Origin of the sequence: Herbaspirillum frisingense, from assembly GCF_047325095.1 — a bacterium.
In the GTDB taxonomy this organism is placed as follows: Bacteria; Pseudomonadota; Gammaproteobacteria; order Burkholderiales; family Burkholderiaceae_D; genus Herbaspirillum; species Herbaspirillum frisingense.
Window position 1 is genome coordinate 1,692,673 of the sequence record NZ_CP168558.1, and the last position, 26,413, is coordinate 1,719,085.

The 26,413-nt window shown below is 62.8% G+C and carries 27 protein-coding genes; 14 read left to right on the plus strand and 13 right to left on the minus strand.

All coding sequences use genetic code 11. From position 1 onward, the window contains the following. Nucleotides 1-188 precede the first annotated feature (188 nt). The 3 genes from ACEOAC_RS07790 to ACEOAC_RS07800 form a co-directional block, all read right to left on the minus strand. Nucleotides 189-1,148, minus strand: coding sequence for a C-terminal binding protein (locus ACEOAC_RS07790; protein WP_413443932.1), 960 nt, complete (start codon nt 1,146-1,148; stop codon nt 189-191). A gap of 286 nt (nt 1,149-1,434) precedes the next feature. Then, nucleotides 1,435-3,171: an IlvD/Edd family dehydratase gene (locus ACEOAC_RS07795; protein ID WP_241813141.1), complete on the minus strand. Its 1,737-nt coding sequence runs from the start codon at nt 3,169-3,171 to the stop codon at nt 1,435-1,437. A 138-nt stretch (nt 3,172-3,309) separates the two neighbouring features. Then, on the minus strand, nt 3,310-3,876 hold the full coding sequence (locus tag ACEOAC_RS07800) for a hypothetical protein (protein ID WP_152486656.1): 567 nt from the start codon (nt 3,874-3,876) through the stop codon (nt 3,310-3,312). A gap of 334 nt (nt 3,877-4,210) precedes the next feature. Here ACEOAC_RS07800 and ACEOAC_RS07805 point away from each other — a divergent pair, with 334 nt between their 5' ends. From ACEOAC_RS07805 to ACEOAC_RS07825, 5 genes are all read left to right on the plus strand, one after another. Beyond that, nucleotides 4,211-5,194, plus strand: coding sequence for a Bug family tripartite tricarboxylate transporter substrate binding protein (locus ACEOAC_RS07805; protein ID WP_006462785.1), 984 nt, complete (start codon nt 4,211-4,213; stop codon nt 5,192-5,194). 74 nt (nt 5,195-5,268) lie between these two features. Further along, a complete protein-coding gene (locus ACEOAC_RS07810; RefSeq protein ID WP_006462784.1) occupies nt 5,269-5,802 on the plus strand; it encodes a tripartite tricarboxylate transporter TctB family protein in 534 nt (177 codons plus the stop codon). 9 nt (nt 5,803-5,811) lie between these two features. Then, nucleotides 5,812-7,308, plus strand: a complete 1,497-nt coding sequence (locus ACEOAC_RS07815) for a tripartite tricarboxylate transporter permease (protein ID WP_006462783.1) — start codon at nt 5,812-5,814, stop codon at nt 7,306-7,308. A 51-nt stretch (nt 7,309-7,359) separates the two neighbouring features. Beyond that, on the plus strand, nt 7,360-8,421 hold the full coding sequence (locus ACEOAC_RS07820; protein ID WP_413443931.1) for an Ldh family oxidoreductase: 1,062 nt from the start codon (nt 7,360-7,362) through the stop codon (nt 8,419-8,421). A gap of 11 nt (nt 8,422-8,432) precedes the next feature. Continuing rightward, nucleotides 8,433-9,203: a FadR/GntR family transcriptional regulator gene (locus ACEOAC_RS07825; RefSeq protein ID WP_006462781.1), complete on the plus strand. Its 771-nt coding sequence runs from the start codon at nt 8,433-8,435 to the stop codon at nt 9,201-9,203. Here ACEOAC_RS07825 and ACEOAC_RS07830 read toward each other — a convergent pair. The 3 genes from ACEOAC_RS07830 to ACEOAC_RS07840 all read right to left on the minus strand — a co-directional run bounded on the left by ACEOAC_RS07830 (nt 9,191) and on the right by ACEOAC_RS07840 (nt 12,422). Continuing rightward, complete coding sequence (locus ACEOAC_RS07830; RefSeq protein ID WP_182994990.1) at nt 9,191-9,724, minus strand: C40 family peptidase; 534 nt, start codon at nt 9,722-9,724, stop codon at nt 9,191-9,193. The genes ACEOAC_RS07825 and ACEOAC_RS07830 overlap by 13 nt on opposite strands. A gap of 36 nt (nt 9,725-9,760) precedes the next feature. After that, nucleotides 9,761-10,963, minus strand: coding sequence for an acetylornithine transaminase (locus ACEOAC_RS07835; RefSeq protein ID WP_006462779.1), 1,203 nt, complete (start codon nt 10,961-10,963; stop codon nt 9,761-9,763). A 409-nt stretch (nt 10,964-11,372) separates the two neighbouring features. Beyond that, nucleotides 11,373-12,422: a CDP-6-deoxy-delta-3,4-glucoseen reductase gene (locus ACEOAC_RS07840; protein ID WP_413445669.1), complete on the minus strand. Its 1,050-nt coding sequence runs from the start codon at nt 12,420-12,422 to the stop codon at nt 11,373-11,375. 35 nt (nt 12,423-12,457) lie between these two features. On the opposite strand from ACEOAC_RS07840, the gene ACEOAC_RS07845 reads away from it, so the two are divergent. From ACEOAC_RS07845 to ACEOAC_RS07865, 5 genes are all read left to right on the plus strand, one after another. Next, a complete protein-coding gene (locus ACEOAC_RS07845) occupies nt 12,458-13,339 on the plus strand; it encodes a sugar nucleotide-binding protein (RefSeq protein ID WP_413628909.1) in 882 nt (293 codons plus the stop codon). 212 nt (nt 13,340-13,551) lie between these two features. Further along, on the plus strand, nt 13,552-14,325 hold the full coding sequence (locus ACEOAC_RS07850; protein ID WP_413444155.1) for an ABC transporter ATP-binding protein: 774 nt from the start codon (nt 13,552-13,554) through the stop codon (nt 14,323-14,325). Then, entirely contained in the window at nt 14,322-15,323 is a 1,002-nt protein-coding gene (locus tag ACEOAC_RS07855) for an ABC transporter substrate-binding protein (RefSeq protein WP_413444156.1), read from the plus strand. Before ACEOAC_RS07850 ends, ACEOAC_RS07855 begins: the two co-directional genes overlap by 4 nt. Before the next feature lie 209 nt (nt 15,324-15,532). Next, entirely contained in the window at nt 15,533-16,306 is a 774-nt protein-coding gene (locus ACEOAC_RS07860) for an ABC transporter permease (RefSeq protein WP_077238312.1), read from the plus strand. Between the two features lie 72 nt (nt 16,307-16,378). Further along, entirely contained in the window at nt 16,379-17,167 is a 789-nt protein-coding gene (locus tag ACEOAC_RS07865; RefSeq protein WP_413444157.1) for an ABC transporter substrate-binding protein, read from the plus strand. A gap of 50 nt (nt 17,168-17,217) precedes the next feature. Here ACEOAC_RS07865 and ACEOAC_RS07870 read toward each other — a convergent pair whose 3' ends face one another. Both ACEOAC_RS07870 and ACEOAC_RS07875 read right to left on the minus strand, forming a co-directional pair. Next, nucleotides 17,218-18,000 (minus strand): SDR family oxidoreductase, encoded by a 783-nt coding sequence (locus tag ACEOAC_RS07870; protein WP_413444158.1) that lies wholly within the window; start codon nt 17,998-18,000, stop codon nt 17,218-17,220. Beyond that, the gene (locus ACEOAC_RS07875) at nt 17,997-18,323 is read right to left on the minus strand and encodes a nuclear transport factor 2 family protein (protein WP_413444159.1); all 327 of its coding nucleotides are present in this window, start codon (nt 18,321-18,323) and stop codon (nt 17,997-17,999) included. Before ACEOAC_RS07875 ends, ACEOAC_RS07870 begins: the two co-directional genes overlap by 4 nt. Nucleotides 18,324-18,425: 102 nt before the next feature. Here ACEOAC_RS07875 and ACEOAC_RS07880 point away from each other — a divergent pair, with 102 nt between their 5' ends. Further along, nucleotides 18,426-19,334, plus strand: coding sequence for a LysR family transcriptional regulator (locus tag ACEOAC_RS07880; RefSeq protein WP_413444160.1), 909 nt, complete (start codon nt 18,426-18,428; stop codon nt 19,332-19,334). Nucleotides 19,335-19,364: 30 nt separating this feature from the next. Here the strand turns inward: ACEOAC_RS07880 and ACEOAC_RS07885 are convergent, their stop codons facing one another. From ACEOAC_RS07885 to ACEOAC_RS07900, 4 genes are all read right to left on the minus strand, one after another. Beyond that, a complete protein-coding gene (locus ACEOAC_RS07885) occupies nt 19,365-19,715 on the minus strand; it encodes a hypothetical protein (RefSeq protein ID WP_077238307.1) in 351 nt (116 codons plus the stop codon). 309 nt (nt 19,716-20,024) lie between these two features. Beyond that, entirely contained in the window at nt 20,025-20,855 is an 831-nt protein-coding gene (locus ACEOAC_RS07890; RefSeq protein ID WP_413444161.1) for an MBL fold metallo-hydrolase, read from the minus strand. Between the two features lie 27 nt (nt 20,856-20,882). Next, the gene (locus ACEOAC_RS07895) at nt 20,883-21,209 is read right to left on the minus strand and encodes a hypothetical protein (RefSeq protein ID WP_077236303.1); all 327 of its coding nucleotides are present in this window, start codon (nt 21,207-21,209) and stop codon (nt 20,883-20,885) included. Between the two features lie 4 nt (nt 21,210-21,213). Continuing rightward, on the minus strand, nt 21,214-21,759 hold the full coding sequence (locus ACEOAC_RS07900; protein ID WP_413444162.1) for a sugar ABC transporter: 546 nt from the start codon (nt 21,757-21,759) through the stop codon (nt 21,214-21,216). 160 nt (nt 21,760-21,919) lie between these two features. Between ACEOAC_RS07900 and ACEOAC_RS07905 the strand changes: the two genes are divergently transcribed. Then, nucleotides 21,920-22,819, plus strand: a complete 900-nt coding sequence (locus ACEOAC_RS07905) for a LysR substrate-binding domain-containing protein (protein ID WP_413444163.1) — start codon at nt 21,920-21,922, stop codon at nt 22,817-22,819. Between the two features lie 98 nt (nt 22,820-22,917). Here ACEOAC_RS07905 and ACEOAC_RS07910 read toward each other — a convergent pair whose 3' ends face one another. Then, nucleotides 22,918-24,039 (minus strand): acyltransferase family protein, encoded by a 1,122-nt coding sequence (locus ACEOAC_RS07910; RefSeq protein ID WP_413444164.1) that lies wholly within the window; start codon nt 24,037-24,039, stop codon nt 22,918-22,920. A 103-nt stretch (nt 24,040-24,142) separates the two neighbouring features. Here ACEOAC_RS07910 and ACEOAC_RS07915 point away from each other — a divergent pair, with 103 nt between their 5' ends. Both ACEOAC_RS07915 and ACEOAC_RS07920 read left to right on the plus strand, forming a co-directional pair. Beyond that, nucleotides 24,143-24,526 carry a BlaI/MecI/CopY family transcriptional regulator gene (locus tag ACEOAC_RS07915; RefSeq protein ID WP_006462761.1) on the plus strand — a complete coding sequence of 128 codons (384 nt, stop codon included), beginning with the start codon at nt 24,143-24,145 and terminating at the stop codon, nt 24,524-24,526. 17 nt (nt 24,527-24,543) lie between these two features. Continuing rightward, entirely contained in the window at nt 24,544-26,361 is a 1,818-nt protein-coding gene (locus ACEOAC_RS07920) for a M56 family metallopeptidase (RefSeq protein ID WP_413444165.1), read from the plus strand. The last annotated feature ends 52 nt before the right edge of the window (nt 26,362-26,413 follow it).

Sequence of the window (26,413 nt, forward strand, 5' to 3'; positions counted from 1 at the left end):
CCTCGTATCGACGCTGCGGAACCGGTTCCAGGCGGAGACGGCCACAACGCACTTTGTTCATGCACACCCTGCTCGGGCATGTGGGGGATCTGGTCGATCCTCCTTTTTTTTCTGTTTTCTACACTGATGCATCGCCGGCTGGCGGCCGGCGATGGTGCTGCATTGGTGCCCCGTGGCGGGGTTGATGATTATGGATTCTTGCCAGCGACGACCACGTAGGAGGGCCGTCCGTTGCGGTCCCAGTCGATCAGGTTCTGGGCCGCCTTGCGCCGCAGTTCGCGCGCTGCGACATCGGAGAAGAATGCCGCGTGCGGCGACAATAGCACACGTGGATGCTGGACGATAGCCGCCGATGTCTGGGGTGGTTCGACCGGCAACACATCCAGAGCAGCGCCCTTGAGCTTGCCGTTTTCCAGTGCCGCCAGCAGGTCGTCGATCTTGATCAGGCCGCCACGGGCGGAGTTGACCAGATAGCTCTGCGGCTGCAACAGGTTCAGCAGCGAGGCATCGATCATGTTGCGCGTTTCATCGTTGAGCGGCGTGTGCAGCGAGACCACATGGGCCTGGCGGAACAGTTCCTCGCGGCCGACGCGCTCCACGTAGGCGGGGAAGTCGCCGTCGATGATGTAGGGGTCATAGGCGATCACGCGCTTGAAGAGATTGCGCGAGATATGCGCCATGCGCTTGCCGATGCGACCCAGGCCGATGATACCGATGGTGAGGTCGGAGGCGCGCGGGATGATCCCGGCCGTGGTGTAGTGCCATTCACCGGCCTTGACGGCGCGGTCATAGACGGTGATGTTGCGGATCAGGTCCAGCGCCATCGCCAGGGCATGGGTAGAGACTTCGCCCACGCCATAGTCGGGCGAGTTGGCGACCCAGACGCCGTGCTGCGCAGCGTCGGCGGTGTTGATGGTGTCGAAGCCGGCGCCATAGCGGCTGGCGATCCGGATTTCAGGACGTGCCGCGAACACCTTGGCGTTCACCGGTGCGTATTGCACCAGCAGGCCCTGGCAGCCCTCGGAGGCGGCGATCACCTCGTCTTCGGTGCGGCATTGCGCGGTCACGACTTCCACACCGGCCTCCTTGTAGAGCGCCAGCTCCAGGTCGACATCGGGGAAATCGTAATCGGTAATCAGTACTTTCATTGCTCGTCTCCGTGATGGTTGTCTTGGTCCACCTGATGCAATTACTTCCTGGAGCATGGCCGCCGCTTGTGTGGCTGTACCATGATCCCGGGTACGACTGATGCTGATATTAATGTGCTGCTAATGCTGATTGAGTTGCTGTTAATCCTTGCTTAATGACGCTCGATGATGCTCAGTGCTGCTCGATGTTGCTTCAGGTGGAGTTCGCTGCAATCGGGTTTCTTGAAAAAATTCCTTGCTACCCGCGTCCCCGCCCGCCAGCCCGGGCGCGGATCGTTCTGCTTGCCTAGTGGTTATCCTTGGGCACATAGGGGCCGCTCTTGCCGACCAGGAAATCGAGGTCGGCACCCTGGTTGGCCTGCTGCACGTGGTCCACGTAGAGCTTGACCCAGCCACGCTGCATCTGCGGCGGCAGTTCCGGCTTTTGCCACTGGGCGCGGCGCCGCGCCAGTTCTTCCTCCGACACATCCAGGTGCAGCTTGCGGGCTTCCACATCCAGTTCGATGAAGTCGCCGTTCTGCACCAGCGCCAGCGGTCCGCCAGCGGCGGCTTCCGGCGAGACGTGCAAGACCACGGTGCCATAGGCGGTACCGCTCATGCGCGCATCCGAGACGCGCACCATGTCGGTGATGCCTTTACGCAGGACCTTCGGCGGCAGCGGCATGTTGCCGGCTTCGGCCATGCCGGGATAACCTTTGGGGCCGCAGTTCTTGAGCACCAGCACGCAGGTTTCGTCGACGTCCAGGTTCTCGTCGTCGATGCGCTTGTGCAGGTCGTCGCTGTTCTCGAAGACCACGGCGCGGCCGCGATGCTTCAACAGGGCAGGGGTGGCGGCCGAGGGCTTGATCACGGCGCCATCGGGGGCCAGGTTGCCCTTGAGGATGGCGATGCCGGCAGCTTCCTTGAATGGCTTGTCGAAGGAGCGGATGACTTCCTCGTTCCAGTTCGGCGCGTCCTCGCAGTTTTCCCACAGGGTCTTGCCGTTGGCGGTGAGGGCGGTCTTGTCGATCACGCTTTCCAGCTGGCGGATCACCGCCGGCAGGCCACCGGCATAGTAGAAATCTTCCATCAGGAATTTGCCGGAGGGCTGCAGGTCAAGCAGGCAAGGGAGCTTCTGGCCGATGTCGTCCCAGTCCTTGAGGTCGAGATCGATGCCGATGCGACCGGCGATGGCCAGCAGGTGGATCACCGCATTGGTGGAGCCACCGATGGCGGCATTGACGCGGATCGCATTTTCAAACGCCTGGCGCGTCAGGATCTTGGACAGCACCAGATCTTCCTCGACCATCTGCACGATGCGGCGGCCGGCATTGCGGGCCAGTACGTTGCGGCGCGCATCCACGGCGGGAATGGCGGCGTTGTGCGGCAGACCCACGCCCAGCGCCTCGACCATGCTGGCCATGGTGGAAGCGGTACCCATGGTCATGCAGTGCCCATGCGAGCGGTGCATGCAGCTCTCGGCCTCGAAGAATTCTTCCTGCGTCATCTTGCCGGCGCGCACATCTTCCGACATCTGCCATACGCCCGTGCCGGAACCGAGTTCACGGCCACGGTACTTGCCCGAGAGCATGGGGCCGCCGGACACGCCGATGGTCGGCACGTCCACCGATGCCGCGCCCATCAACAGGGCCGGGGTGGTCTTGTCGCAGCCCATCAACAGCACCACGCCATCCAGCGGATTGGCGCGGATCGACTCTTCCACATCCATGCTGGCCAGGTTGCGGTAGAGCATGGCGGTGGGGCGCAGCAGGGTCTCGCCCAGCGACATCACCGGGAATTCCAGCGGGAAGCCGCCGGCTTCCCAGATGCCGATCTTGACCTGTTCGGCCAGGGCGCGGAAGTGCGAGTTGCAGGGGGTGAGTTCGGAATAGGTGTTGCAGATGCCGATCACCGGACGGCCATCGAACTGGTCGTGGGGGATGCCGCGGTTCTTGACCCAGGAGCGGTAGATGAAACCATCGCGGTCCTGGCGGCCGAACCAGGCCTGGCTGCGGCGGGTGGGTTTTTTGGTGTCGTCAGTCATGATCTTCCCTGACAGGCAGGCCGGATTGGGTGGCGCTGCCCGTGCAAATCCATCTGCTGCAGGCCGGATGGGCCTGCAGTGCGTGCAATGCGGTTTGGTGCTTGCGTGATGCTTGCGTGCTGCTGCGCGCCGGCCCGGTCAGGACTGGCGCACGGGGACCGGGTGACTGTCGCCCTGGTCAAAGAAATAGCGGGAAAAATCGATCAGCAAAAAGGCCAGCAGGGACCCGAAGGAAGAGGCGCGATGCAGGGCGCGACGGGCGCGCACGCTGGAAGCCGAGGCGGCACAGACGCTATGCGCCCAGCCAGCCGAGGTCCTGCGGTTCAGACTCGTTGCTCTGCCTTGGTAAGCCAATGAGATGTCTCCGTTGCCTGAAGCCGCTGGCGTCTGCCGTGGCGGCTGGGTCTGTGCCGTCCGTTCTGCATGCGCTGCGGTCAACGGGTGGAAACCACCTGGGCCAGCCTGCGGATGCGACGTGACTTGTTCGATTGGCTGCGAGTCTATTGCAGCAGGATTTGTTTGGTCAAGTGGTAATACCAGAACGCGGGAAAGCTTTTTCCGCGACACCACACCGGTGCTTTCTGCTGCGCCCCTGCAGCATGGGGTGAAATCGGCCATGCGGCTATAAGCCAGTGCTGACAAGGGTTTGCGGCCGGCAAAAAATGTTGCGAAGCACCAAGCATGAATTATTTTGATGCGTTCCATTCATCCTTGACACTGCCGAAGTGATGTGAAATTCTAGGTCCCGCTGGTCAGACCACATTACCTGTCGCTTTCATGCCTGCCTGGATGAACGACGAATGAAGGACGACGGGAAAGCGTCCAGAACAAACATCCGGCCCGAACCGGAGCATAAGAAAGCAGCAAGGCACCAGGCCTGCACAACGACGAGACAGTCGGAGACATCCAGAAAGCGCATGGACACCATCCTGTCCTGCCGTTTCGGTGCGCTCATGCAGGTCATGCAGCGCCAACGAAAGTCCTTTGCCAAACGTTGGCCGTAACCCAGTGTTAGCCGCAACCGACAACGGAGGAGACGATGCATTTCACCCGCAGAACCCTATTGAAGAGCCTGCTCGCGGCCAGCGCCGCCTGCAGCATGCTGGCCGCGCCGATGGCCTTTGCCGCCTGGCCGGAACGTCCTGTGACCCTGATCGTGCCCTGGGGCGCCGGGGGTGGCACCGATGCCACGGCGCGCATCATCGGCGCCTTGCTGGAAAAAGACCTGGGCCAACCGGTCAACGTGGTCAACCGTACCGGGGGCAATGGTGCAGTGGGCCACCAGGCCATCGCCAGTGCGGCACCGGATGGCTACACCATCGGCATCGCCACCGTGGAAATCTCGATGATGCACCACCAGGGCCTGACCAAGCTGACCCCGCGCGACTTCACGCCGCTGGCGCTGATGAACTTCGACCCGGCCGCCCTGACGGTGAGCCACGATTCCCCCTACAAGAATTTCGATGACCTGCTCAAGGCGGTCAAGGCCAATCCGGGCAAGCTCAAGGCCTCCGGCACCGGACAAGGCGGCATCTGGCACCTCGGCCTGGCGGGCATGCTCAACGACCTGAAGGTGGCGCCCAATGCGGTGCGCTTCGTACCTTCCAACGGTGCGGCACCGGCCATGGTGGACCTGGCGGCCGGTGGCGTGGATATCGTGGCGGCATCGCTGCCCGAGGCCCGTTCGCTGATCGATGCCGGCAAGGCGGTACCGCTGGTGGTGATGTCCAATGAGCCGGCGGCGCTCTATCCCAAGGTGCCGACCCTGAAGAGCCTCACCGGCAGCACCTGGACCAATGGTGCCTGGCGCGGCATCGTCGCGCCCAAGGGCTTGCCGGCCGACGTGCAGGGCAAGCTCTCGGCCAGCCTGAAGAAGATCTATGAGAGCAAGGAGTACAAGGACTTCATGAGCGGACGTGGTTTCGGCGTGATGTATGCCGATTCGGCCGAGTTCGGCAAGTTCATGGACAAGAGCGACCAGGATATGGGCGCCATCCTGAAGACGCTTGGCATGGCCAAGTAATGCCGCGAGCGCGCCCTGCCTCGTTGAAGGGGGGGGCGCGCCGCCGTCGTCGTTTCTTTTCCAGGGTCGTTTCCATGAAAATCAATGATGCCTTGTCCGGACTGCTGGTCGCGCTGTTTGCGGTGGTGCTCTGGATTGCCTCTTCCCGCCTGCCTGCGATGGGGCAGGATATCGGTCCCAACGTGTTTCCGCAGGCGCTGGCCGGCGGCCTGATGATCTGCGCCGTATTGCTGGTGCTGCGCGGCCTGCGTGGCCTGCGCAAGACGCGTTCGTCCCACGGCACCACCATCTCCACGATCTCCACCACCGATGCCGATGACCAGGACGCGCACTGGTTCACGCTGCCGGACTGGTTCGGCAGCCGCCATGCGGTGCTGGCCTTCCTGCTCGTTCCGGCCTCGTTGCTGTTCTACATCTGGGTGTCGGAACCGCTGGGCTTCCTGCCCACCGCCGTGCTGCTGCTGCTGGTCCTGTTCCTGACCTTCCGCACCCGTCTGATGGTGGCCGTGCCGGTGGCCCTGGTCAGCGCGCTGATCATTCACACCATCTTCTACAAACTGCTCAAGGTGCCACTGCCCTGGGGCATCCTGACGCCGCTGGCCTGGTAAGGAGACCACATGCTTGCCAATATCTATGCCGCCTTCGGGATGGTGTTCGATCCCTACGTGCTGGCGGTCATCCTCGGTGCGTCCATCTTCGGCCTCTTCATGGGGGCCGTGCCGGGCCTGTCGGCCACCATGGCGGTGGCGCTGCTGGTGCCGGTAACCTTCTTCATGCCACCGGTGCCGGCCATCGCGGCCATGGTGTCGGCCACGGCCATGGCGATCTTCTCGGGCGATATTCCGGGCTGCCTGCTGCGCATTCCCGGCACGCCCTCGTCAGCGGCCTACACCGACGAAGCCTATGCCATGACCATGAAGGGGCAGGGCGAGATCGCACTCGGCGCCAGCCTGGTGTTCTCGGTCATCGGTGGCCTGTTCGGTACCATCGTCCTGATCCTGGCCGCGCCCGCGCTGGCCGAGCTGGCGCTGAAGTTCTCCTCCTTCGAATACTTCTGGCTGGTGCTGCTGGGGTTGACCTGTGCCATCTTCATTGCGTCCGATAACCCGCTGAAGGGTTTCGTATCGCTGTTCCTGGGCATGTTCATCGCCTCGGTCGGCATGGGCAACCCGGCAGGTGCGCCGCGCTTCACCTTCGATCAGCCCGACCTGCTGGGCGGGGTTTCGCTGGTGCCGCTGATGGTGGGCATGTTCGCCATGTCGGAGGTGCTGCGCTTCGCGGTCTCGCGCGACTTCACCATGAAGGTCGCCAAGAGCGAGGTGGGCAACGTCTTCAAGGGCATGTGGGGCCTGATGGTGAAGTACCCCAAGTCGGTACTGCGCGGCAGCGTGCTCGGTACGCTGGTGGGTGCCTTGCCGGGGGCCGGCGCCGATATTGCGGCCTGGATGTCGTATGCGATGAGCAAGAAAATGTCCAAGGAACCGGAGAAGTTCGGCACCGGCCATCCGGAAGGCATCGTCGAATCGGGCGCGGCCAACAACTCGGCGCTGGCCGGTGCGTGGATTCCGGCGCTGGTGTTCGGCATCCCGGGAGACTCCATCACGGCCATCGTCATCGGTGTGCTGTACATGAAGAACCTCAATCCGGGGCCGATGATCTTCGTCGAAAATCCGGTGTCGATGTATGCGATCTTCCTCGTCTTCATCCTGGCCAACCTGCTGATGCTGCCGCTGGGCTTCTGGTGCATCAAGATGGCCAAGCGTATCCTGTCCATTCCGCGTGGCATCCTGATGCCGCTGATCCTGTTGTTCTGCATCGTCGGTTCCTACGCCACCAACAACAGCGTGACCGATGTGGGCATCATGCTGGTGTTCGGCCTGTTGGCGTATGTGATGGAAGAGAACGGTTTTCCGGTGGCGCCGGCGGTCCTGGGCGTGGTGCTGGGCGGCATGCTGGAAGAGCATTTCGTGACCTCGATGATCAAGTCGGACGGTCAGTTCCTGGCCTTCTTCGAGCGTCCCATCGCCGGCACGCTGGGCGTGATCACGCTGCTGCTGTGGTTGCTGCCGGTGGTGCTCAAGCTGGTGCGCAGGAAGAGCATGGCCGCCGCGTAGGACATTTCAGTTTCTGTCAATGATTCAAGCAAGGAAAGGATGGTTGTTGCAATGGCTGCACCCGAACGTTTTTCCGCTGATGCGCTGCGTCAGTTCGCCACCACGCTGCTGCAGAAAGCCGGGCTGGAAGCCGACAAGGCCGACAGCGTCGCCACCACCCTGGTGGACGGCGACCTGCTGGGCCACGACACCCATGGACTGGCGCTGCTGGCGCCCTATGTCAAGGAGCTGGAAAAAGGCAGCATGACCAAGACCGGCCAGCCGGAAGTGCTGTCCGAACGCGCCGCCGCGCTGGCCTGGGACGGCCGTCGCCTGCCGGGGCCGTGGCTGGTGCATCAGGGCATCGATGCGCTCATCCCCAAGGCGCGTGACTACGGCACCGCTTCGCTGACCATCCACCATAGCCATCACATCGCCTGCCTGGCCGCCTATCTGCTGCGCGCCACGCAGGAGGGCTTCATGATGATCCTGGCCAGTTCCGACCCGGCGGTGCAGAGCGTGGCGCCGTTCGGCGGCACCCAGGCGGTATTTACGCCCAATCCGATTGCGGCCGGCATTCCCACCTCCGGCACGCCATTCCTGGTCGATATCTCGGCCTCGATCACCACCAATGGCATGAGCAATCGCCTGCACAAGGCCGGCAAGCAGTTCGAGGAAGAATGGCTGATCGATGGTCAGGGCAATCCCAGCCGCGACCCGGCCGTGCTGGCCACCGATCCGCCCGGCACCATCCTGCCGCTGGGGGGCTTGTCGGCCGGGCACAAGGGCTTCGGGCTGGCGGTGCTGATCGAGGCGCTGACCGGCGGGCTGTCCGGTTTCGGCCGCGCCGATCCGCCGGCGGGATGGGGCGCGACGGTGTTCATGTCGCTCTACGATCCTTCGGCCTTTGGTGGTGAACAGGACTTCCGGCGCCAGATGGACCATATCGCCGCATCCTGCCGTAACAATCCGCCGCGTCCGGGCGTGGGCCAGGTGCGCATGCCGGGCGACCGGGGCATGCAGCGTCGTGCCGAGCAGATGGCCCAGGGCGTGGCGTTGCATCCGACCATTGCGCCCATGCTGCGTGAAAGTGCCGCCGCCTACGGACTGGAGTTTCCCGCCACCCTGAGCTGATCACACACAACATGCCCATCGAAGCGATCGAACCGCAGCGGCTGTACCGGCAGATCAGCGACCAGTTGCGCAAGCTGATCGTGGATGGCGAGTTTGCGGTCGGTTCGCGCCTGCCTTCCGAGCGCGACCTGGCGCTACAACTGGGGGTAAGCCGGCCCTCCTTGCGCGAGGCCCTGATCGCGCTGGAGGTGGAAGGGCATATCGAGGTCAGGATGGGCTCGGGCATCTATGTCTGCCCGCCGGTGCAGCGCGAGCGGCGCAGCGACCTGTCCGGCGAGGAGGGGCCGCTGGAGCTGATCCGCGCCCGCGAGATGATCGAAGGGGAGGTGGCTTACGCCGCCGCCCAGCATGGCAGCCGGCAGCAGATCGCCGCCATCGAGGAGGCCTATGCGCTGATGATTTCCAATGCCGAGGCCGGCATCGATCCGCTGGAGGCTGACCGGCTGTTCCATATCCGGATGGCCGAGGCCACCGGCAACAGCGTGCTGGTCGGGCTGGTGACGCAATTGTTCGATGCCCGCCTGGGTCCGCTGTTCGAACGCTTGCACAGCCACTTCGACGGGACCCGCGTGTGGCAGGAAGCCATCGACGAGCACGGCCTGATCATGCAGGCCCTGCGCGAGCGCAATCCCGAGCAGGCGCGTGCGGCCATGCGGCGGCACATGGATATCGCCTTCACGCGCTACAGCGCCAACCTGATCCGCGAATACGGCAATCGCCAGCAGCAGGAGGGCAAGCCGCGCAAGCGCACGGCCCGCAAGGTCGACACTCAGTTGAAATAGGTACGCGCCATCTCGAAGCGGGTGGCGAAGTAGGGGTTGTCCATACGCGTGATGTGCACCTTGCCGTTGGTGGAGGGCGCATGCACGAAGCGGCCGTCACCGAGGTAGATGCCCACGTGCGAGAAGGGCTTGTTCATGGTGTTGAAGAACACCAGGTCACCGGCCCGCAACTGCGAGGGATCGATCTGGCGACCACGGCGCGCGATGTCGGCGGCGCTGCCGCTGATGCGGTAATTGGCGGCCTGGCCGAAGATGTAGGAGACCATGCCGCTGCAATCCAGGCCGGCCGAGGGATTCTTGCCGCCGAAGCGATATCCGGTATCGATCAGCGAGAGCGCATAGAGCGCCACTTCATTGCCATTTTCACTGGCCGGCAGTGCCGGCACCTGCGATTGCGGGGCGCCGGGCAGCCGTTCGATGGGGGGCGCGGTCGGTGCCGTGCCGCAGGCGGCCAGCACCAGCGCGGTGGCCAATGCGGCCACTGCCGCCAGGGTCGACCGGGGGGATGGCGCGCTGGCCATCCGGTTCGAAACAATCCGCACGCGCCCCGCCATCGCTTATTTCCCGATCTTGGCCAGGACCACTTCCAGCATGTCGAACATCTGGTCGATTTCTTCCTTGGTCACGTTCAGGGCCGGCATGAAGCGCAGCAGGTTGGGACGCGGGGAGTTCAGCAGCAGACCCACCGGTTCCAGGTTGCGCGCCGCTTCGACGATCTGCGGGCCGATGTCGCGACCCAGTTGCAGGGCACGCAGCAGGCCTTCGCCACGCTCGCCTTCGAAGCCGTACTTTTCCGAGATTTCCAGCGAACGCTGGCGCAGGTACTGGCCGCGCTCGCGCACGCCTTCCATGAAGCCGGGCTTGAGCAGTTCCTTGATCACGGCCACGCCTACTGCGGTCATCAGCGGATTGCCGTTGTAGGTGCCGCCCTGTTCACCGGCTTCGAAGCAGGCGATCTCTTCACGCGCCAGCAGGGCTGCCAGCGGCACGCCGCCGCCGATGCCCTTGGCCAGGGTCATGATGTCGGGTTCGATACCGGAATGCTGGTAGGCGAACAGCTGGCCGGTACGGCCCATGCCGCTCTGCACTTCGTCGACGATCAGCAGCAGGTTCTTTTCCTTGGTCAGGGCGCGCAGGCCCTGCATGAATTCCTTGGTGGCGGGGATCACGCCGCCTTCGCCCTGCACCGGCTCCAGCATCACGGCCACGGTGTGTTCGCCGATGAGCGCCTTGACGCTGTCCAGGTCATTCAAGATGGCCTTGGGGAAGCCCGGCACCTGCGGGGCGAACATGGTGTCCCAGCCGTCCTTGCCGCTGGCCGACATGGTGGCCAGGGTACGGCCGTGGAAGCTGTGCTTGAAGGTGATGATCTCGAAGCGTGCCGAACCGTTGGCGGCCGGGTTCTTCTTGCCCCACTTGCGGGCCAGCTTGATGGCGCCTTCGTTGGCCTCGCCGCCGCTGTTGGCGAAGAACACGCGGTCGAACACCGAGTTCTCGGTCAGCAGCTTGGCCAGCTCGATGGAGGGCTGGTTGTAGAAGGCCGGGGAGGGATTGATCAGCTTCTTGCTCTGCGCGGCCAGGGCGTCGGCGATGCATTGCGGTGCATGACCCAGGGTGTTGACGGCCCAGCCCTGGAGGTAGTCGAGGTAACGCTTGCCGTTATGGTCGGTCAGCCACATGCCCTGGCCTTCGGTGAAGACCAGCTCGGGGCGGTTGGTGACGTACATCAGCTTGTTGGCGTCGGACTGGCTGTATTGCATCGATGGACTCCTGCAAGGATTGCTTGCGATAGGGTGATAGGAATGGTGCGGGACAGACCGTTGCTGACACACTGGCAGGAAGCGGTAGGCGCACGACAGACCCGGATGGCGGATAAAAAAAAGCCACAGGGTTTGCCTGTGGCTTCGCGATTCGTTTCACTTCACGCGCGCAGCAGCAAACCTTTCTCAGGTTGGCTGCGACGTCGTAAAAATGTGGCGTTGGCGATCATTCGGTGAATATTAGGACGTTTTGCGCATAGCGTCAAAAAGAAATTTCCCGTCGGACCCGCTCGCGGGCGCATCCGGCGGGCCACCGTTGCAATTTCATCGCATCGCGCCGGGCCGCGTGGCGTCAGGCTTGGGCGGCATCTTCGCAAATGCGCGTGACGCCGGCATGACAGTACGCTGCTCAGCTTGCCGGGCTGTCCGAGACGGCCTTGGCCAGGTCGGCTTCGGAGGTGAAGGAGTCGGCGTAGAACTCGTCTTCCGGCAAGCCGCACAGGGCATTGAAGTCGCGCTGTGCCGATTCGACCACGATGGGCGCGCCGCAGGCGTAGACCTGGTGGCCGGAGAGGTCGGGGAAATCTTCCATCACGGCACGGTGGACGAAGCCGCTGCGACCGCTCCACTGGTCTTCCGGCTGGGCGTTGGACACCACCGGCACGTAGGTGAAGTTGGGCAGGTCGCGCTGCCACTGCTGGCACAGCGCGTCCATGTACAGGTCCTGCGGCCGGCGACCGCCCCAGTACAGCGTGACCGGGCGGGTGGAGCCGGCATGTTCCAGCTGCTCGACGATGGCCTTGATGGGCGCGAAACCGGTGCCGGAGGCCAGCAGGATGATGGGCTTGTCGGAGTCCTCGCGCAGGAAGAAGGTCCCCAGCGGGCCTTCGATGCGCAGGATGTCGCGTTCCTTCAGGGTGGTGAAGACCTGGTCGGTGAACAGGCCGCCCGGCAGGTGGCGGATGTGCAGGCTCATGTGCTCATCCTTGTGCGGGGCGGTGGCCATGCTGTAGCTGCGGCGCTTGCCGTCGCGCAGCAGGAATTCCACATATTGGCCGGCCTTGTACTGCAGGCGGTCGTTGGCCGGCAGTTGCAGCGAGAGCACGATGACGTCGTCAGCCACCTTGTCCAGCTTGGCCACGCGTACCGGCAGCTTGCGCACCGGGATTTCGCCCACGCCGGCCACTTCACGGGCCTCGATGGTGACATCGCTCTGCGGCTTGGCCACGCAGAACAGGGCGAAGCCCAGTTGCTGCTCGTGCGCCGACAGGGCGCGTTCCTGATGCGGGCCGTGCTCGACCTGGCCGGACACCAGCTTGCCCTTGCAGGAGCTGCAGGCGCCGTTCTTGCAGCCGTAGGGCAGGCCCACGCCGGCGCGAATGGCCGCGGTGAGGATGGATTCACCTGCGTCGCAGGAGAACTGACGGCCGCTAGGCTGGACTGTGACTTGGAAACTCATACAATTCTGCTTCTGGATAAATTTGATTGAATACCGTGAAAAAACTGGGCCTGCCCCGCGTACTGATCCTGGGCTGTGGCGATGTCGGCCTGCGCCTGCTGCCACTGCTGCTGCCGCGCTATCGCGTGCTGGCCGTGACCAGCCACCCCGAGCGTTGCGCCGAACTGCGCGCGGCAGGCGCCATTCCCATCGTCGCCGATCTCGACGCGCCCCTGACGCTGGGCCGCCTGGCACGCCTGGCGCCGACCATCCTGCACCTGGCGCCACCGCAGTCGGACGGCCGCATCGACCGCCGTACCCGCAATTTGGCCGCCATTTTACCCGAGGGCGCGCGCCTGGTTTACATCAGCACCACCGGGGTGTACGGAGATTGCGCTGGCGCAAGCTTCGACGAGACCCGCCGCGTCAACCCGCAGAACCTGCGTGCCGTGCGCCGGGTCGATGCCGAAACGGTCCTGCGGGCCTGGGCGCGACGCCGGCACGGTCGCCTTTCCATCCTGCGCGTACCAGGGATCTATGCGGCCGACCGCCTGCCGCTGGAACGCCTGCAAAAGGGCCTGCCGGCGCTGGTGGCGGGGGAGGACGTGCATACCAACCACATCCATGGCGACGACCTGGCCCGCATCGCTGCCGCTGCCATGCGCCTGGGCGCGCCCAACCGCGTCTATCATGCCGTCGACGACACGCAACTGAAGATGGCCGACTACTTCGACGCCGTGGCCGACGCCGCCGGCCTGGCCCGTCCGCCGCGCCTGCCGCGTGCCGAGCTGGAACGCAGCGTCTCGCCGATGATGCTGTCCTTCATGTCGGAATCGCGCCGTCTGGCCAATCAGCGCATCAAGCAGGAACTGGGCGCGCGGCTGCGTTATCCCGACGTCCAGGCCTTGTTGACTGAATGGAAACTGACGAAAACCTGACGTCTTTATGCGTTTTGGGTGTCTTTCTTATTCGAAATACGAATAAGCATACGATTTTTAAGTAGTTGTTCGGCCTGGCCGGCAACAGTACAGTGCATCCCTGACAAAAAGGGGGGGAAGCGCGCCCGGGGGCGCTCTGCCATCCCTCCCAGGCATCCTGATCCAGGCATTTCAACCGCATCTCAACCTGCGCGGCTCGGCCGCCGGACGACATGAAGCTATCTTTCAACAACGTCGCCAAGCGCTTCGGCGACCTGCACGTGATCGAGGAATTCACCCGCGACATCACATCGGGTGAACTGGTCGCGCTGGTCGGCCCCTCCGGTTGCGGCAAGTCCACCCTGCTGCACATGGCTGCCGGCCTGGAGAAGCCCAGCAGCGGCACCGTTGCCGGTGATGGGCAGGCCATTCGCGGCCCGCATCCAGAGCGCACCCTGATGTTCCAGGAAAACGCGCTCTATCCGTGGCTGACCCTGCAGCAGAACGTGGCCCTGGCCCTCGAATTCCAGAACATCGACAAGAAGAAGGCCGCCGAGCAGGCCGCCGTCTGGCTGGACAACGTCAAGCTCAAGGGCTTCGAACACTATTACCCGCACCAGGTCTCGGGCGGCATGCGCCAGCGCGCCGCCCTGGCACGCGCCTTCATCTCGCAGCCCAAGGCCCTGCTGCTGGACGAGCCCTTCGGCGCCCTCGATGCGCTCACCCGCATGACCCTGCAGGACGCCCTGCGCGACCTGATCCGCCAGCAGGGGCCGACCGTGGTGCTGGTCACCCACGATGTGGACGAGGCGCTGTTCCTGGCCGACCGCATCTTCGTGTTCAGCCCGCGCCCGGCCAAGGTCTTGAAGGAATTCAATCTCGTGCATCACGAAAAGACGCACGACCTGTCCGAATTCGCGGCCACCCGTCGCGAGATCCTCTGCCTGCTGGGCATCCATGCCGAGCAGGACGAATTTGCCAAAAACATTGAAGGGGTAGGAGTATGAAACTCGCACGCATCCTGGCACCGGCCATCGCCGCCGCTGCCCTGGCTTTCACCGGCAATGCCTTTGCCCTGGAAAAATTCAAGATCGGCTACCTGCGCGTCATGGACGATGCCCAGGCCATGGCCGCCTATGAAGCCGGCCTCTACAAGAAGTACGGCCTGGATGTGGAGCTGATCGAGTTCAAGTCCGGTACCGACCTGGTCAAGGCCATCGTCGGCGGCCAGCTCGACAGCGGCGTGTTCGGCTTCTCCAATGCCGTGGCCTGGGCCTCCAAGGGCGCCGACCTGAAGGTGGTGGGCGGTGCGCAACTGGGCTATCACGCTCTGGTGGCACGCGAGGACTCTGGCATCAACAAGGTCGCCGACCTGAAGGGCAAGACCCTGGCCTCGCAAGCCGAGGGCAGCACCGCTGATACCGTACTCAAGGGCGTGGTCCTGCGCGACGCCGGCGTCAAGGCGGATGACGTCAACGTCATGGGTGTCTCGCCCCAGGTGGCGGTGCAGTCGCTGGTGGGCAAGCGCGTGGATGCGGCCTTCCTGTTCGAACCGCAGGCCCGCATCGCGCAACTGATTGCACCGGTCAAGCAGATCTATGAGATCGGCGAAGTCTGGCCCTTCCCCTGCATGGTGGTGATCACCTCCGGCGAGACCCTGAAGAAGAAGCGCGACGCTGTCTGGAAGTCGCTCGACGCCCAGCGTGACGCCATCACCCTGCTGCAGAAGAAGCCCGCCGAGGCATCCAAGCTGATCGCCGGCTACTTCATCGCCGAGCCGACCCTGAAGACCCTGAAGCATGGCGAAATGCTGCGCGAAGACGTGATCCGCGATGCCATCAAGAGCCAGACCTTCACTGCCAAGATCAACAAGAAGGACCAGGACCGGATGCAGGAAATCGCCGATATCCTGCAATCCCAGGGCTCGCTCAAGACCCGTGATGGCAAGCCCTTCGACGTGAACTCCATCACCGACCTGTCGTGGCAGAACGCCCGCAAGCTGTGATGTCGGGATGGCTGGATGCCTGAGGACTGTGCTGCCTACCGTTCGCCCTGAGTAGCGGCGCAGCCGCGTATCGAAGGCACTTCGTCGGGGGCGCCTTCGATACGGCCCTGCGGGCCTACTCAGTCCGAACGGTTGGAGGTCGGGTTGAAGAGGTTTAATGTTTTTTGATCTGGCCGGAGCGAGTCCGGCCATCGTCTTTTATTTGTCTTATGAGCTCACAGCGTCGCGTTACCGGTCTCCGCAAGAAGCTGGCCATGGTTCTGGCCATCGTCTTCATCCTTCTGATGTGGCAGATTGCGGCCTGGTCGCTGCCGTCCTTCCTGATGCCGGGCGTGCCATCGGTGGCGGCGCGGCTGTTTGAAGAGGTGCAGTCCAGCAATTTCCGCCTGGCCCTGTTCGGCAGCCTCTATCGCCTGGGCATGGGCTATGGCTCGGCGCTGGTGCTGGGCATCGGTTTCGGCCTGATCGGCGCGGTATTGTTCTTCTTCCGCGAAGTGCTGAAGTCGGCCATCGTGATCCTGCAATCGATCCCGTCCATCGCCTGGGTACCGCTGTTCCTGATCCTGATGGGCTTCGGCAACCTGCCCATCGTGGTGGTGGTGGCCATCGCCGCCTTCTTCCCGGCAGCGCTGTCGGTGATGAACGCCACCGAGAGCGTGCAGCAGGTGCATGTCTCGGCCGCCCGCGTGATGGGCGCGTCGCGCCTGTCCATGCTGCGCCGGGTCTACCTGCCGGCAGTGATGCCGGAGCTGATCACCGGCGCCCAGCTGGCCTTCGGCAACGCCTGGCGCGCCCTGATCTCGGCCGAGATGCTGGTCGGTTTCGGCAAGGGGCTGGGCCGCACGTTGGCCTACTCGGGGGAGACTGCGGACATGATCGGCGTGATGGCCAACATCCTGACCATTGCCATCCTGGCGGCGCTGATCGACCAGGTCATCCTGGAAAACCTCAAGCATCGACTGCTGCGCTATCAGTATGTCTGAGCAGGATGTCTGAGCAAGACTCCTGATCCGGGTTTGATCCAACACCAAGTATTCAAGTCATCTGGACTCACGATGCGCGGTCTTCATTCTTTCATTTTTGCGCTGGCGGCATTGCTGTCATGCAGCCTGCAAGCCGGTGTGCTGGATGACGCCCGTCGCAGCGGGCAACTGCGCATCGGGCTGGATCACGTTCCGCCGACGTACAAGGGCGGCATGAAATTCCGCACGCCGGAAAACATCGCCACCGTGCTGGCCGATGACCTGGCCGCGCAGTGGAAGGTGAAGGCCGAACTCCAGACCAACGGTGCAGAACGTGCCGCCCTGAAAGCGATGCGGCCCGAGCTGGTGTTCACCCGCACGCTGCCCGGTCAGGCCGCGGCGAGCGATGTGGTCGAGATCCCCACCGGCTACAGCGCCGGCGGCATGGCCATCATGCGCACCGACACCACCATCCGCAAATGGGAAGACATGCAGGGCCGCAGCGTTTGCGTCTCGGCTGGTTCCCCCTATGTCGGCACGCTTGCTGCGCGTTACGGCGCCATCGAAAAAGTGATGCCGGCCCCGGCCGATTCCCTGCTGGCAGTACGCACCGGCCAGTGTGATGCAGCCGTGCATGACGACACGCTCATGAAGGCCCTGCTCAAGCTGCCGGAGTGGAAGAAGTTTTCCGCCCAGTTGCCGCCCACCTCTCGCCAGGCACTGGTGCTTCAGGTGCGCAGCGGCGACCCGGCCGATCTGGCCGCGGCACGCCAGGTGGCGGCGCGCTGGAACGAGGCGTTCTGGGGCAATGTCATCAAGAAGTGGGTCAATAGCGTGGCCTTCGAGGTCTATCTGGATCAGAACGTTCCGGATTGTCACTGACCCGCGGGCAAAATTCGCGCCTTGCACTTCATCCCAAACGAGACTCGCAGCTACACAGTCGGCACTGTGCCGCCGTCTATCCGATACTCGGTTCCCGCCATCGAAGCCGCTCGCGGGGATGCCAGAAATGCGATCAGATCGGCGACCTCCTGCGGTTGTGCGGGCCGGCCTACCGGGATGCCTCCCAGCCAGTCCATGATGATTTTCTTGCCACCCTCGTAGTCCGTTCCGGCCTGCGTTGCCATCCGCTGCGCGAACGTCACGGAAGCCTCGGTCTCGATCCAGCCCGGAGCGACGCTCAACACGCGCACGCCCTTTGGCGTTACCTCTCTTGCCAGCGACTTGCTGTAGGTCGTGAGCGCCGCCTTGGCAGCGGCATAAGCGGTGGTCGACTCGGGCAGGGGCAGCACGCGCTGGATGGAGCTGACGTGAATGATGACCCCGGAGCCTTGCGCCAGCATGGTGGGCAACAGTGCACGATCCAGACGCACGGCCGGCATCAGGTTCAGGTTGAGCTCGGCGAACCAGTGCTCATCGCTGATCGCAGCGAAACCATCGACGGGCGTTCTTGATCCTCCGAGGACGTTGATCACGATGTCGACCCCACCCCAGTCCTGCAGGATGGCGTGGGCGAGGTGATCGCTCCCGTCCGCCGTGGACAGGTCGGCAGCGAGGTAGCTCACTCCCTCGACTGGCTGCGCAGGCAGGGAACGCGCCGACGTCATCACCCGGGCACCAGCCTGGGCGAGGGTTTTCACGACGGCAGCGCCAAGGCCCTGCGTGCCGCCAGTGACCACGGCCCGCAGGCCCTTGAGATGAAGGTCGAAGCTCATGCGCTGATCTCCAGCGAGGCGATCAGACCACCCTCCACGCGAAAGCGATAATTCAGTACGATCGGGCTGCCGGGGAAGTTGCCGGAGACGTTGGCGCGTACGAGCTGGATGCCGTCGTCCAGTTCCATGGCAAACGGCACGCTCGTCGCGCTGTACCTGGCCGATGCCTCGGCCATGAAGGCCGTGATGGCGTTGACGCCGGTATAGGTATGGCCGTCATCCCTCATGACGGCCTGTGCCGAGAAGCAGCGCGCCAGCGCTTCGGGATTGTGTTCGGCTGCGAAGTACGCAGCAATTGGCTCAGGAAGGGGCAGGGTGACCATGTGCTTGGCTCGATGAGGTTGGTAAAGGCCTCAGGATGCGCGCCAATGTGAATTTAGTTAATATCCTAGAATTCGTATGTTCTATGTAGAAAATAATACATAATGCGTGGATCCGATTTTGCTGAGTTGAAGGCCTTCGTCGCTGTCGTGGAGCGGCAGAGTTTTGCCCGCGCGGCGGAGCATCTGGGTCTCTCGCCGTCGGCCCTGAGCCAGACCATCCGGCAACTCGAAGGCCGCATTGGCGCCCGTTTGCTGAACCGGACCACGCGCAGCGTTGCGCCCTCGGCGAGTGGTGAACTGCTCTACCGACGTGTGGCACCGCTGTTTCGGGAGATGGCTGCTGCGGTCGCTGAAGCCAGCGAGGCCACCGGCAAGATGAGTGGCACGTTGCGCATCAATACGCTGGGGCTCGCGGCGCGAACCCTCATTGCGCCCCGGCTTTCACGTTTCCATCAGGCGCACCCGGACGTGATCCTCGACATCGTCGTGGACGACGCGCTGGCCGACATCGTGGAGGGCCGTTTCGATGCAGGTATCCGCGTCGGTAACCGGCTCGAGAAAGACATGGTGGCGGTCCGCCTCACACCGGACCTGAACATGGTGGCCGTGGCGTCTCAGGACTATCTCGCCCGTCGCGGAACGCCCAGGACACCTGCCGACTTGCACCAGCACACCTGCATCAACTGGCGGCTCCAGATGGACGGCAGGCACTACCGTTGGGAATTCAAGAAACGTGGGCGACAGATGGAGGTCGCGGTGAACGGCCCCATCGTCACCAACCATGCCGATATCGGCATCGCTGCAGCACTCGACGGGCTTGGCATTGCCTATCACTTTGAGCGGGATGGCGTGGCCGAACTTCTGGAACAGGGGCGGCTGGTCCAGGTGCTGGCGGACTGGTCGATTTCGCGCCCGGGGCTGTTCCTCTATTACCCGAACAGGCGGCATCGACCAGCTCTCCTCGGTGCGTTCATCGACTGTCTGCTGGATCGGGAACCAGAGACCGTCTGACCGTATTACGTCGACGACCGGGAAGCCGGTCTAAGCCATCGTGGCCGCATTGAGCGTGCCGTTCTTGGCCATCTCCTTGATCCGCTCGCGGACCTTCTCTGCCAGTTTCTGCTTGTCGTCGGACGACATCTGCTCGTATTGATCTTTCGTTACCCCCAGGGACTGCAGCACCATATAGAACAGCCGCTGATCCGGCGACATGGCCGCCCATTCCTGCAGTTCCCGCGCCGGATCGGACTTCGTCGAGGCCGACAGCGAGCCACTGGCCTTGGCCAGCTGCAGCCTGCTCTCGAAAGAAGATCCCGATGTGTTGCCCCCGCCTTGCGTCGAACCACTGCCCGGATAGGTCGTTTTTTTATCAATCGAGTCGATGATGTTCATGATGAGCTTTTTATCTCCGATAAAACTTCATTGTGCGTGGGCTGGACGCATGCTTGCAGCCCACGGTCTGACAGGTCAGCGGCCGCCGATCCGTCCTGGCGGGCGGAGTCATTTTAGAACTTATTTTATAAACAGGCGTGAGAACCGGTTGAGACGACCACATCGATATGAGGTACGCCATCCCCGGCATGTGGGCTGGACGCCTGCTGTTTTCCGCCGGATCTTGGCCAAGGGTCTGAATGACAATACCCCGTGCGCCAATATAAACAGGGGATTGCATGCTCGTCGGGGCGGGTAACATCAGGGCTATCAACGCTTGCCTACAACCCGATAACTCTTTCCCGTGCGAACAATCTGGACGAAGCCTTCCTCACCGAGGTGCATACCCGCGATAAGCAGTTGGTCCGCACTCACCATATCCAGCAAATGAACCCGGGTTGCCGTCGCCAGATGCGGATCGAGGTCGAATGCAATGGAGACGTCGGGGCGAGCGATCTGCAGGTGCGGGAAATGCACGATATCGCCCCAGATCAACAGGCCCTGCCCATTTGAGTTGATGTGATAGCCGCAATGTCCGGCGGTATGTCCGGGCAGCGGCTGGGCGCTAATGCCGGGAAGGACCTCGCCGCCGGCGAAGGTGCGCAGCCTGTCCCGATACTTGCCGAATACCCGGCGCGCGAAGATGAAATTTCCGCGCGCCCGCTCGCTGGCGCGGCAGAAATTGGCGTCGCTCTCCCAGAAGTCCAGTTCCTGCCCCTGTACTACCAACTCCGCATCGGGAAAGGCGCGGTCTCCTGCGCTATCGAGAAGGCCACCAATGTGGTCGGGATGAGCATGGGTCAGAAGGACGGTATCGATGTCGGAAGGCAGCACTCCGGCCTGCTTGAGATTGTCCTGTAATCGGCCACCCCATTGCTTGAAGCCACCGGCGCCGGCATCGACCAACACGGTTTGCGTTGGGCTACGGATCAGATAGCAATTGATATGGATGGCAGAGGGGTCGCTCATTCCTGCCGCATGCTGGAGCCTGGTCGCCTCTGCGGGATCGATATTGGACAGCAGCTCCAGAGGTGCGCTGAGAAAACCATCGCTGATGGCGGTGACGGAGAAATCACCGATTTGCTGACTGGGAAAATGCATTTTCGTCTCGTTTGCTGTGGGTAGGAATCAATGCCTTGCGCTGATGGACTGCGCGGCATAGGCAAAGCAGCGGATACGCGGCAGCAGTCCGGTATGGTCCTGGATGGCCTCGTCCAGCTGCTGCATGAAATCTTCCATGATGGCCGGCGTCCTGTTTGCCGACATCCGATAACGGACGTCGGCGAATGCAGGATGGCCTGTCCCATGACCGACCGCGACGTAGATGACGTGGATGTTCTCGGGCCGCGCCTCCAGAATCTTCGTGCAGAGCTGTATGCAGCGCGCGGTGAGCCGATCCAGGGATTGCGCGGCGGGCATCTGGTCCTGGCGGATGTAGAAAGTGAGATTGGGCATCGTGCTAGCTCGCGCTGACGATGGCTGGCTCGCTACCGCTGCGCAGTTGCGCAGTCATCGGAGCATAGAGATGCAGCCCTTCGGGTAGGGCAATACCGTCAATATCGACGGGATCGGACAGGACTGCCATCCATCTCCATTCCGGGAATTTCTCCAGGGCGACGGCATGCAGGATCGATGGCGACAGCCCCATCGCCACCAAGGGATCGGCGCCACGCGCGCTGAGCAGCAGGTACTCCCCGCTACGCACCGCAGGGGCCGTAGCCGATGTTTCATAGAGATTGCGATGCCAGTCGGTGATGTGTTGCTGCCATCGCGCGAAATTGCCACCGCCTTTTCGCCGGTATTCGTCAGAGAGAAGCACGTCGTGATGGTCAATCGTATGCAGCGCGAGATAGACCGGGCAGCCTTCCCTCAAAGCCTTGAATCGCTGCGAAGTGTGAAAGCCGCGCACGGAGATAAGGGCGGGCAACTTTTCCAGGCTGTAGAAATCGTTCCATTCTGCTTCGCTGATGGGGTCGGCGAAGCTGCATTCGACGGTATAGATCATAATGATGATGGGCCACGGCCACCCTTGTGGCGGCCTGCTTGGTTGAGGAGCTGTCATGATAGGCAGCCAATCCCGGTCAATAAATCGATACTTAGGCAAGCTTCACTGACATTAGGTAAAGCTCACGTCATCAACCCGCTTATGGAATACGAGGAATACGATGCGGCGCAGGATTCCCAGCAACAGCTCACTGATGGCATTCGAGGCTGCGGCGCGTCACGGCAGCTTTGCACGTGCCGCCGAAGAACTGGCCTTGACCGAAGGCGCCATCAGTCGGCAGATTGGCCGCCTGGAGGGATTTCTGGGAGTGACCCTGTTCGAGCGGATCGGCAACCGCGTGCGCTTGCTGCCGCATGGCCAACGCTATGCCAGCCATGTCCGGGAAACGCTGGAGCGCCTGGACCGAGACAGCCAGCATCTGATGTCCCAGCCTCCCAACGGGGCCAGCCTGGATATCGCGGTCAGCCCTACGTTTGCGATGCGCTGGCTGATCCCCCGCCTGCCGCGCTTTGCTGCCCTGCATCCCCACATCACGGTGCATCTCTCCGAACGCATGGAGCCGTTCCTGCTGCCTGGCAGTGGCCTGGATGCGGCGATCCATTTCTTACATCCGGCCTGGACCGGAATGCACACCTATCGTCTGCTCGATGAGGTGCTGGTGCCGGTATGTCATCCTGCATTATTGGAAGGGGCGACAGGGACCCCTGCCTTGGACACTCTGCCTCGCCTGCATCGACGTCAGAATCACGATGCCTGGACCCGCTATGCCGCGCGGACCGGGATTAGCCTGAGCCATTCTGCGCAAGGGCCGCGCTATGACTTGCATGGAATGCTGATTGAGGCAGCATTGGCCGGGCTGGGCGTCGCGCTGGTGCCGCGTCTGTATGTGGAAGTCGAGCTGGCGCAAGGTCGCCTGGTCGCACCGTGGCCGCAGGACAGCAGCATTTCCAAGACATTTTGCCTTGTGCTCCCTGAGCCGTTGCAACTTGGCAGTGAGCCCCTCAAGGCGTTCGCGCAGTGGATTCTTGAAGAAGCGAGACCGTTGGCCGGACTTGAGTGAGCGTATGGTCGCCTTTCGCATGACCACGTGGCACCCTCCGGAAGGCAATGAAAGGTGGTCAGATGGAGCGAGTCATCCTGCGAGCGAACCATGAATGGCTATGTCCCCCGGATGATACGGTTCATCGGTGCGGAAAACGCGCGTGAGATGACCTGGGCCAGCGCAGCCGACATCATGAAGTAAGCGGGCAGGAGCACCATCTTTCCTCCTCCTGAAATGGTTTGCGGTGGGAATCCTGCGCGCATCAGGCCGAGTACGATCAGATGAAAAAGATAGAGCTCATAGCTCAAGCGCCCGCATGCAGCCAGCCCACGGCACGCGACTGTCGTGCCGCGTGCGGGCCTGTATTGCGCGGCGACCAGCATAAGTGCCGTCCCTGCAGCCATGACCGTGCAACCCAGCACCTTGCTCTGCGCGATCGGCCAAGCCAGATATAACACCGCCATGGATAGTCCGAGCGCGACCCGCACGACAGGGTGATTCAGCCATGCGAACCCGCCGCGCCTGGAAAAGATCGCAGCACAACAGCCGATCGCGATACTGTCGAAGCAGGCCCAATAGCCATACAGGAATTGCCCCTCGTCGCCGGGGTGCGCAAAACGATAGACCGGCCCGACCACGATGATCACCGCCATGAAGACCAGAAGCCGGCGCTCGCTTTTCAACACCAGACAGGCCAGCGGGAACACCAGATAGAACACCTCTTCTACGGAAAGCGACCACAGCACGCCGAGCGCATAGTTCACCCATCCATGCCGCGCAATCAGCACGTTCATGTGGAAAGCCACCCCGGCCAGGTTGACGCGCCACATCGACACGCTGCCTCCATCGACGACGCGGTTCTGAAAGATGGTCAGCCCCGCCATAGCCAGCAGATCCACCAGGCATAGCAGGAGCAGCAGGCAAGGCAGGATGCGCGCGATGCGCAGACGGTAGAAGCCGGCCAGGTCGATCTGGCCGATCTCCCGCCGGCGCTGTAAGACTTTGGACGTGATCAGGAAGCCCGAGATGGCGAAGAAGATGGTGACGCCGTAGTTGCCGTTGCGCGCCAAGGCGCGTAATGCCGGCCATCCGAACACGTCCGCCAGCCATGTCTCTTCAAGCCGATAGGCAATATTGAAATGGTGAAACAGTACTAGCAGGATCGCGATGCCTCTGAGTACATCGATCCGGGGATTATGCGTCGTCAGCATGCGGTCGTGACAATCGGTGGAGGGCATCGAGGGTATGTTGGCCTTTCAGATGTATAGACATTTTAGTCTAGACACTTTGGTCTAGAAAATATATTCTACTTCGCAACGATCATGCCTTTTGGAATCCGATATGGAACCAGCCCACAAGAAATCCAGGCCCACCGCGGCCGAATTGAACCTGTTGCGCGTGCTGTGGCAGCTGGGCGATGCCACCGTCAAGCAAGTGCATGAGGCCATGCTGCCGGAGCGGCCCGATCTCTCCTATGCCACCGTGTTGCGGCAGATGCAGGTCATGCACGGCAAAGGCTTGCTGACGCGCGATGAAAGCGAGCGCTCTCACGTCTATGCGCCGGCTCAGCGGCAGAAGTCGCTGCAAGCGACCCTGCTGAAGGATCTGATCCAGAAGGCGTTCTCGGGATCGGGCAAGGCGCTGGTGATGGCGGCATTGCGCCATCACGTGACGCAAGAAGAGAAAGACGAGATCAGGAGACTACTGCACGGAGATGAGCGGTGATCGCGGAATCATCTACCGTGGTCACGGCAATCGGCTGGGCGCTTCTGAATTTCCTCTGGAAAGGGGCACTGATCGGTGCCGTCGCCGTCGTGCTGCTGCGCCTGCTCCCCACTGCGGCTTGCAGGCAACGTTATCTGATGCTGTGTCTGGCGCAACTGTCGTGCCTGGCGTCGGTGTTGCTGGAGGCAGGCCTGTCTATTGCAATGACCACAGCATCGACGGGCGCCGGCCACGGTCTGGCCGGGATGATCGGAAGCCAGCCCTTTTCCATCTTCCTCACCTCCGCAATGCCATGGCTGGTTGCCTGCTGGTCGGTCGGCGTGATCGCAATGGGAGCGCGGCTGGCATCCGGGCTGTACTGGAGCAGGAATATCGCAGTACAGACCGGCGCAGCGCCCACGCGTTGGCAGGCCTGCGCCAGCTCCCTGGCGATATGTTGCGGCATCCGCCGACCGGTCTTGCTACGTGTGGCGCATGGCAACCATGGACCGCTGACGACGGGATGGTGGCGGCCAGTCATCATCGTCCCGGGAGTGATTTTTCTGAGCATGCCACCGCAGATGCTGGAAGCCTTGCTGGCTCATGAGATCGCCCACATCAATCGCCTGGACTACCTCATCAATCTGTTGCAGAACGCGATCGAGGCATTGCTCTTCTTCCATCCAGTGGTGTGGTGGCTCTCCCGGCAAATCCGTATGGAGCGCGAGTTGATCGCCGACGATCTGGCCGGTACGCTGACCGGCGAGCCGCGGCAATTGGCGCTCGCGCTGGAGCGCCTGAGTCAATGCCAGACGCAGGACAATACGGTAGGCGTGTCGCTGCAAGCGGCGAGCGGGGAATTGCTGGAGCGCGTGAAGCGGCTGGCGCGGCCGTCAACACGGATCCCGCCCACGGTCATGATATCCACGGTGCCGGCGGTGATGCTGGGCCTGACGATGGCTGCCGCGCTCGCGGCTGGTCTGCAGTTTGTGCCGGCTACGCCATCATCGATGGCAGCGACGCGCGCCGCGTCGGAGCATCGGCAAGCGGGCACCTTGCCGGATGCCGTTCAGGAGGGGGAAGCCTCTATGCTGGGACGGCTGTTGGAGTCGAATCATGTGGCGGTTCTGGATAGCCATTCCGGTCGCGTGCTGCTGCGAAAGAACGCCGATGCGGTGGTGCCGATCGCCTCGCTGACCAAGCTGGTCACGGCGATGGTCGTACTCGACGCAAAGCCTGATCTGGATCGACTGGTTCGCATCGAACAGCAGCACGTCAGTGCCTTGCGGCAGGTCAGTTCCAGTCTGCCGCAAGGCGCCCGCGTCAGCCTGCGCACGCTCATGCAACTGGCACTGGCTTCTTCGGATAACCGTGCTGCCTATGCGCTCGCTCAAAGCTATCCGGGTGGTCTGCCTGCGTTCAGGCGAGCGGCCAGTGCCAAGATCACGGAACTCGGCCTGGCGCACACCACATTGGATGATCCGACCGGGCTCTCGCCACGCAACACCTCGACTGCGCTGGAGCTGGCTGCCATTGCCGGCGCAGCCGCAGGCTATCCGGACATCGCACGTTATACGACAGCCCCGGCGGGCGCGATCATGATCGCCGGGCAGCGCGTCACCTATCGCAACACCAACCAGCTGGTCGGACAAAAGGGATGGGACATCGCCTTGTCCAAGACTGGCTTCACGGCAGCGGCGGGCCGCTGCCTCATCATGCGGCTGAAGTCGCCACAGCAGGATGTCACGCTGGTCTTGCTCGACGGCGCCAGGCCTGACGCCATGGAACGTGACGCCCGCAGTATTCGCCGCTTGCTCCCCGCGATTCCGCAGCAGCAACCGCAGCAGAACGGCTGACACTTTTCCCGATCGCGGATCTCGTTCTGGTAGCGCCGATGCCTGCCGGGGC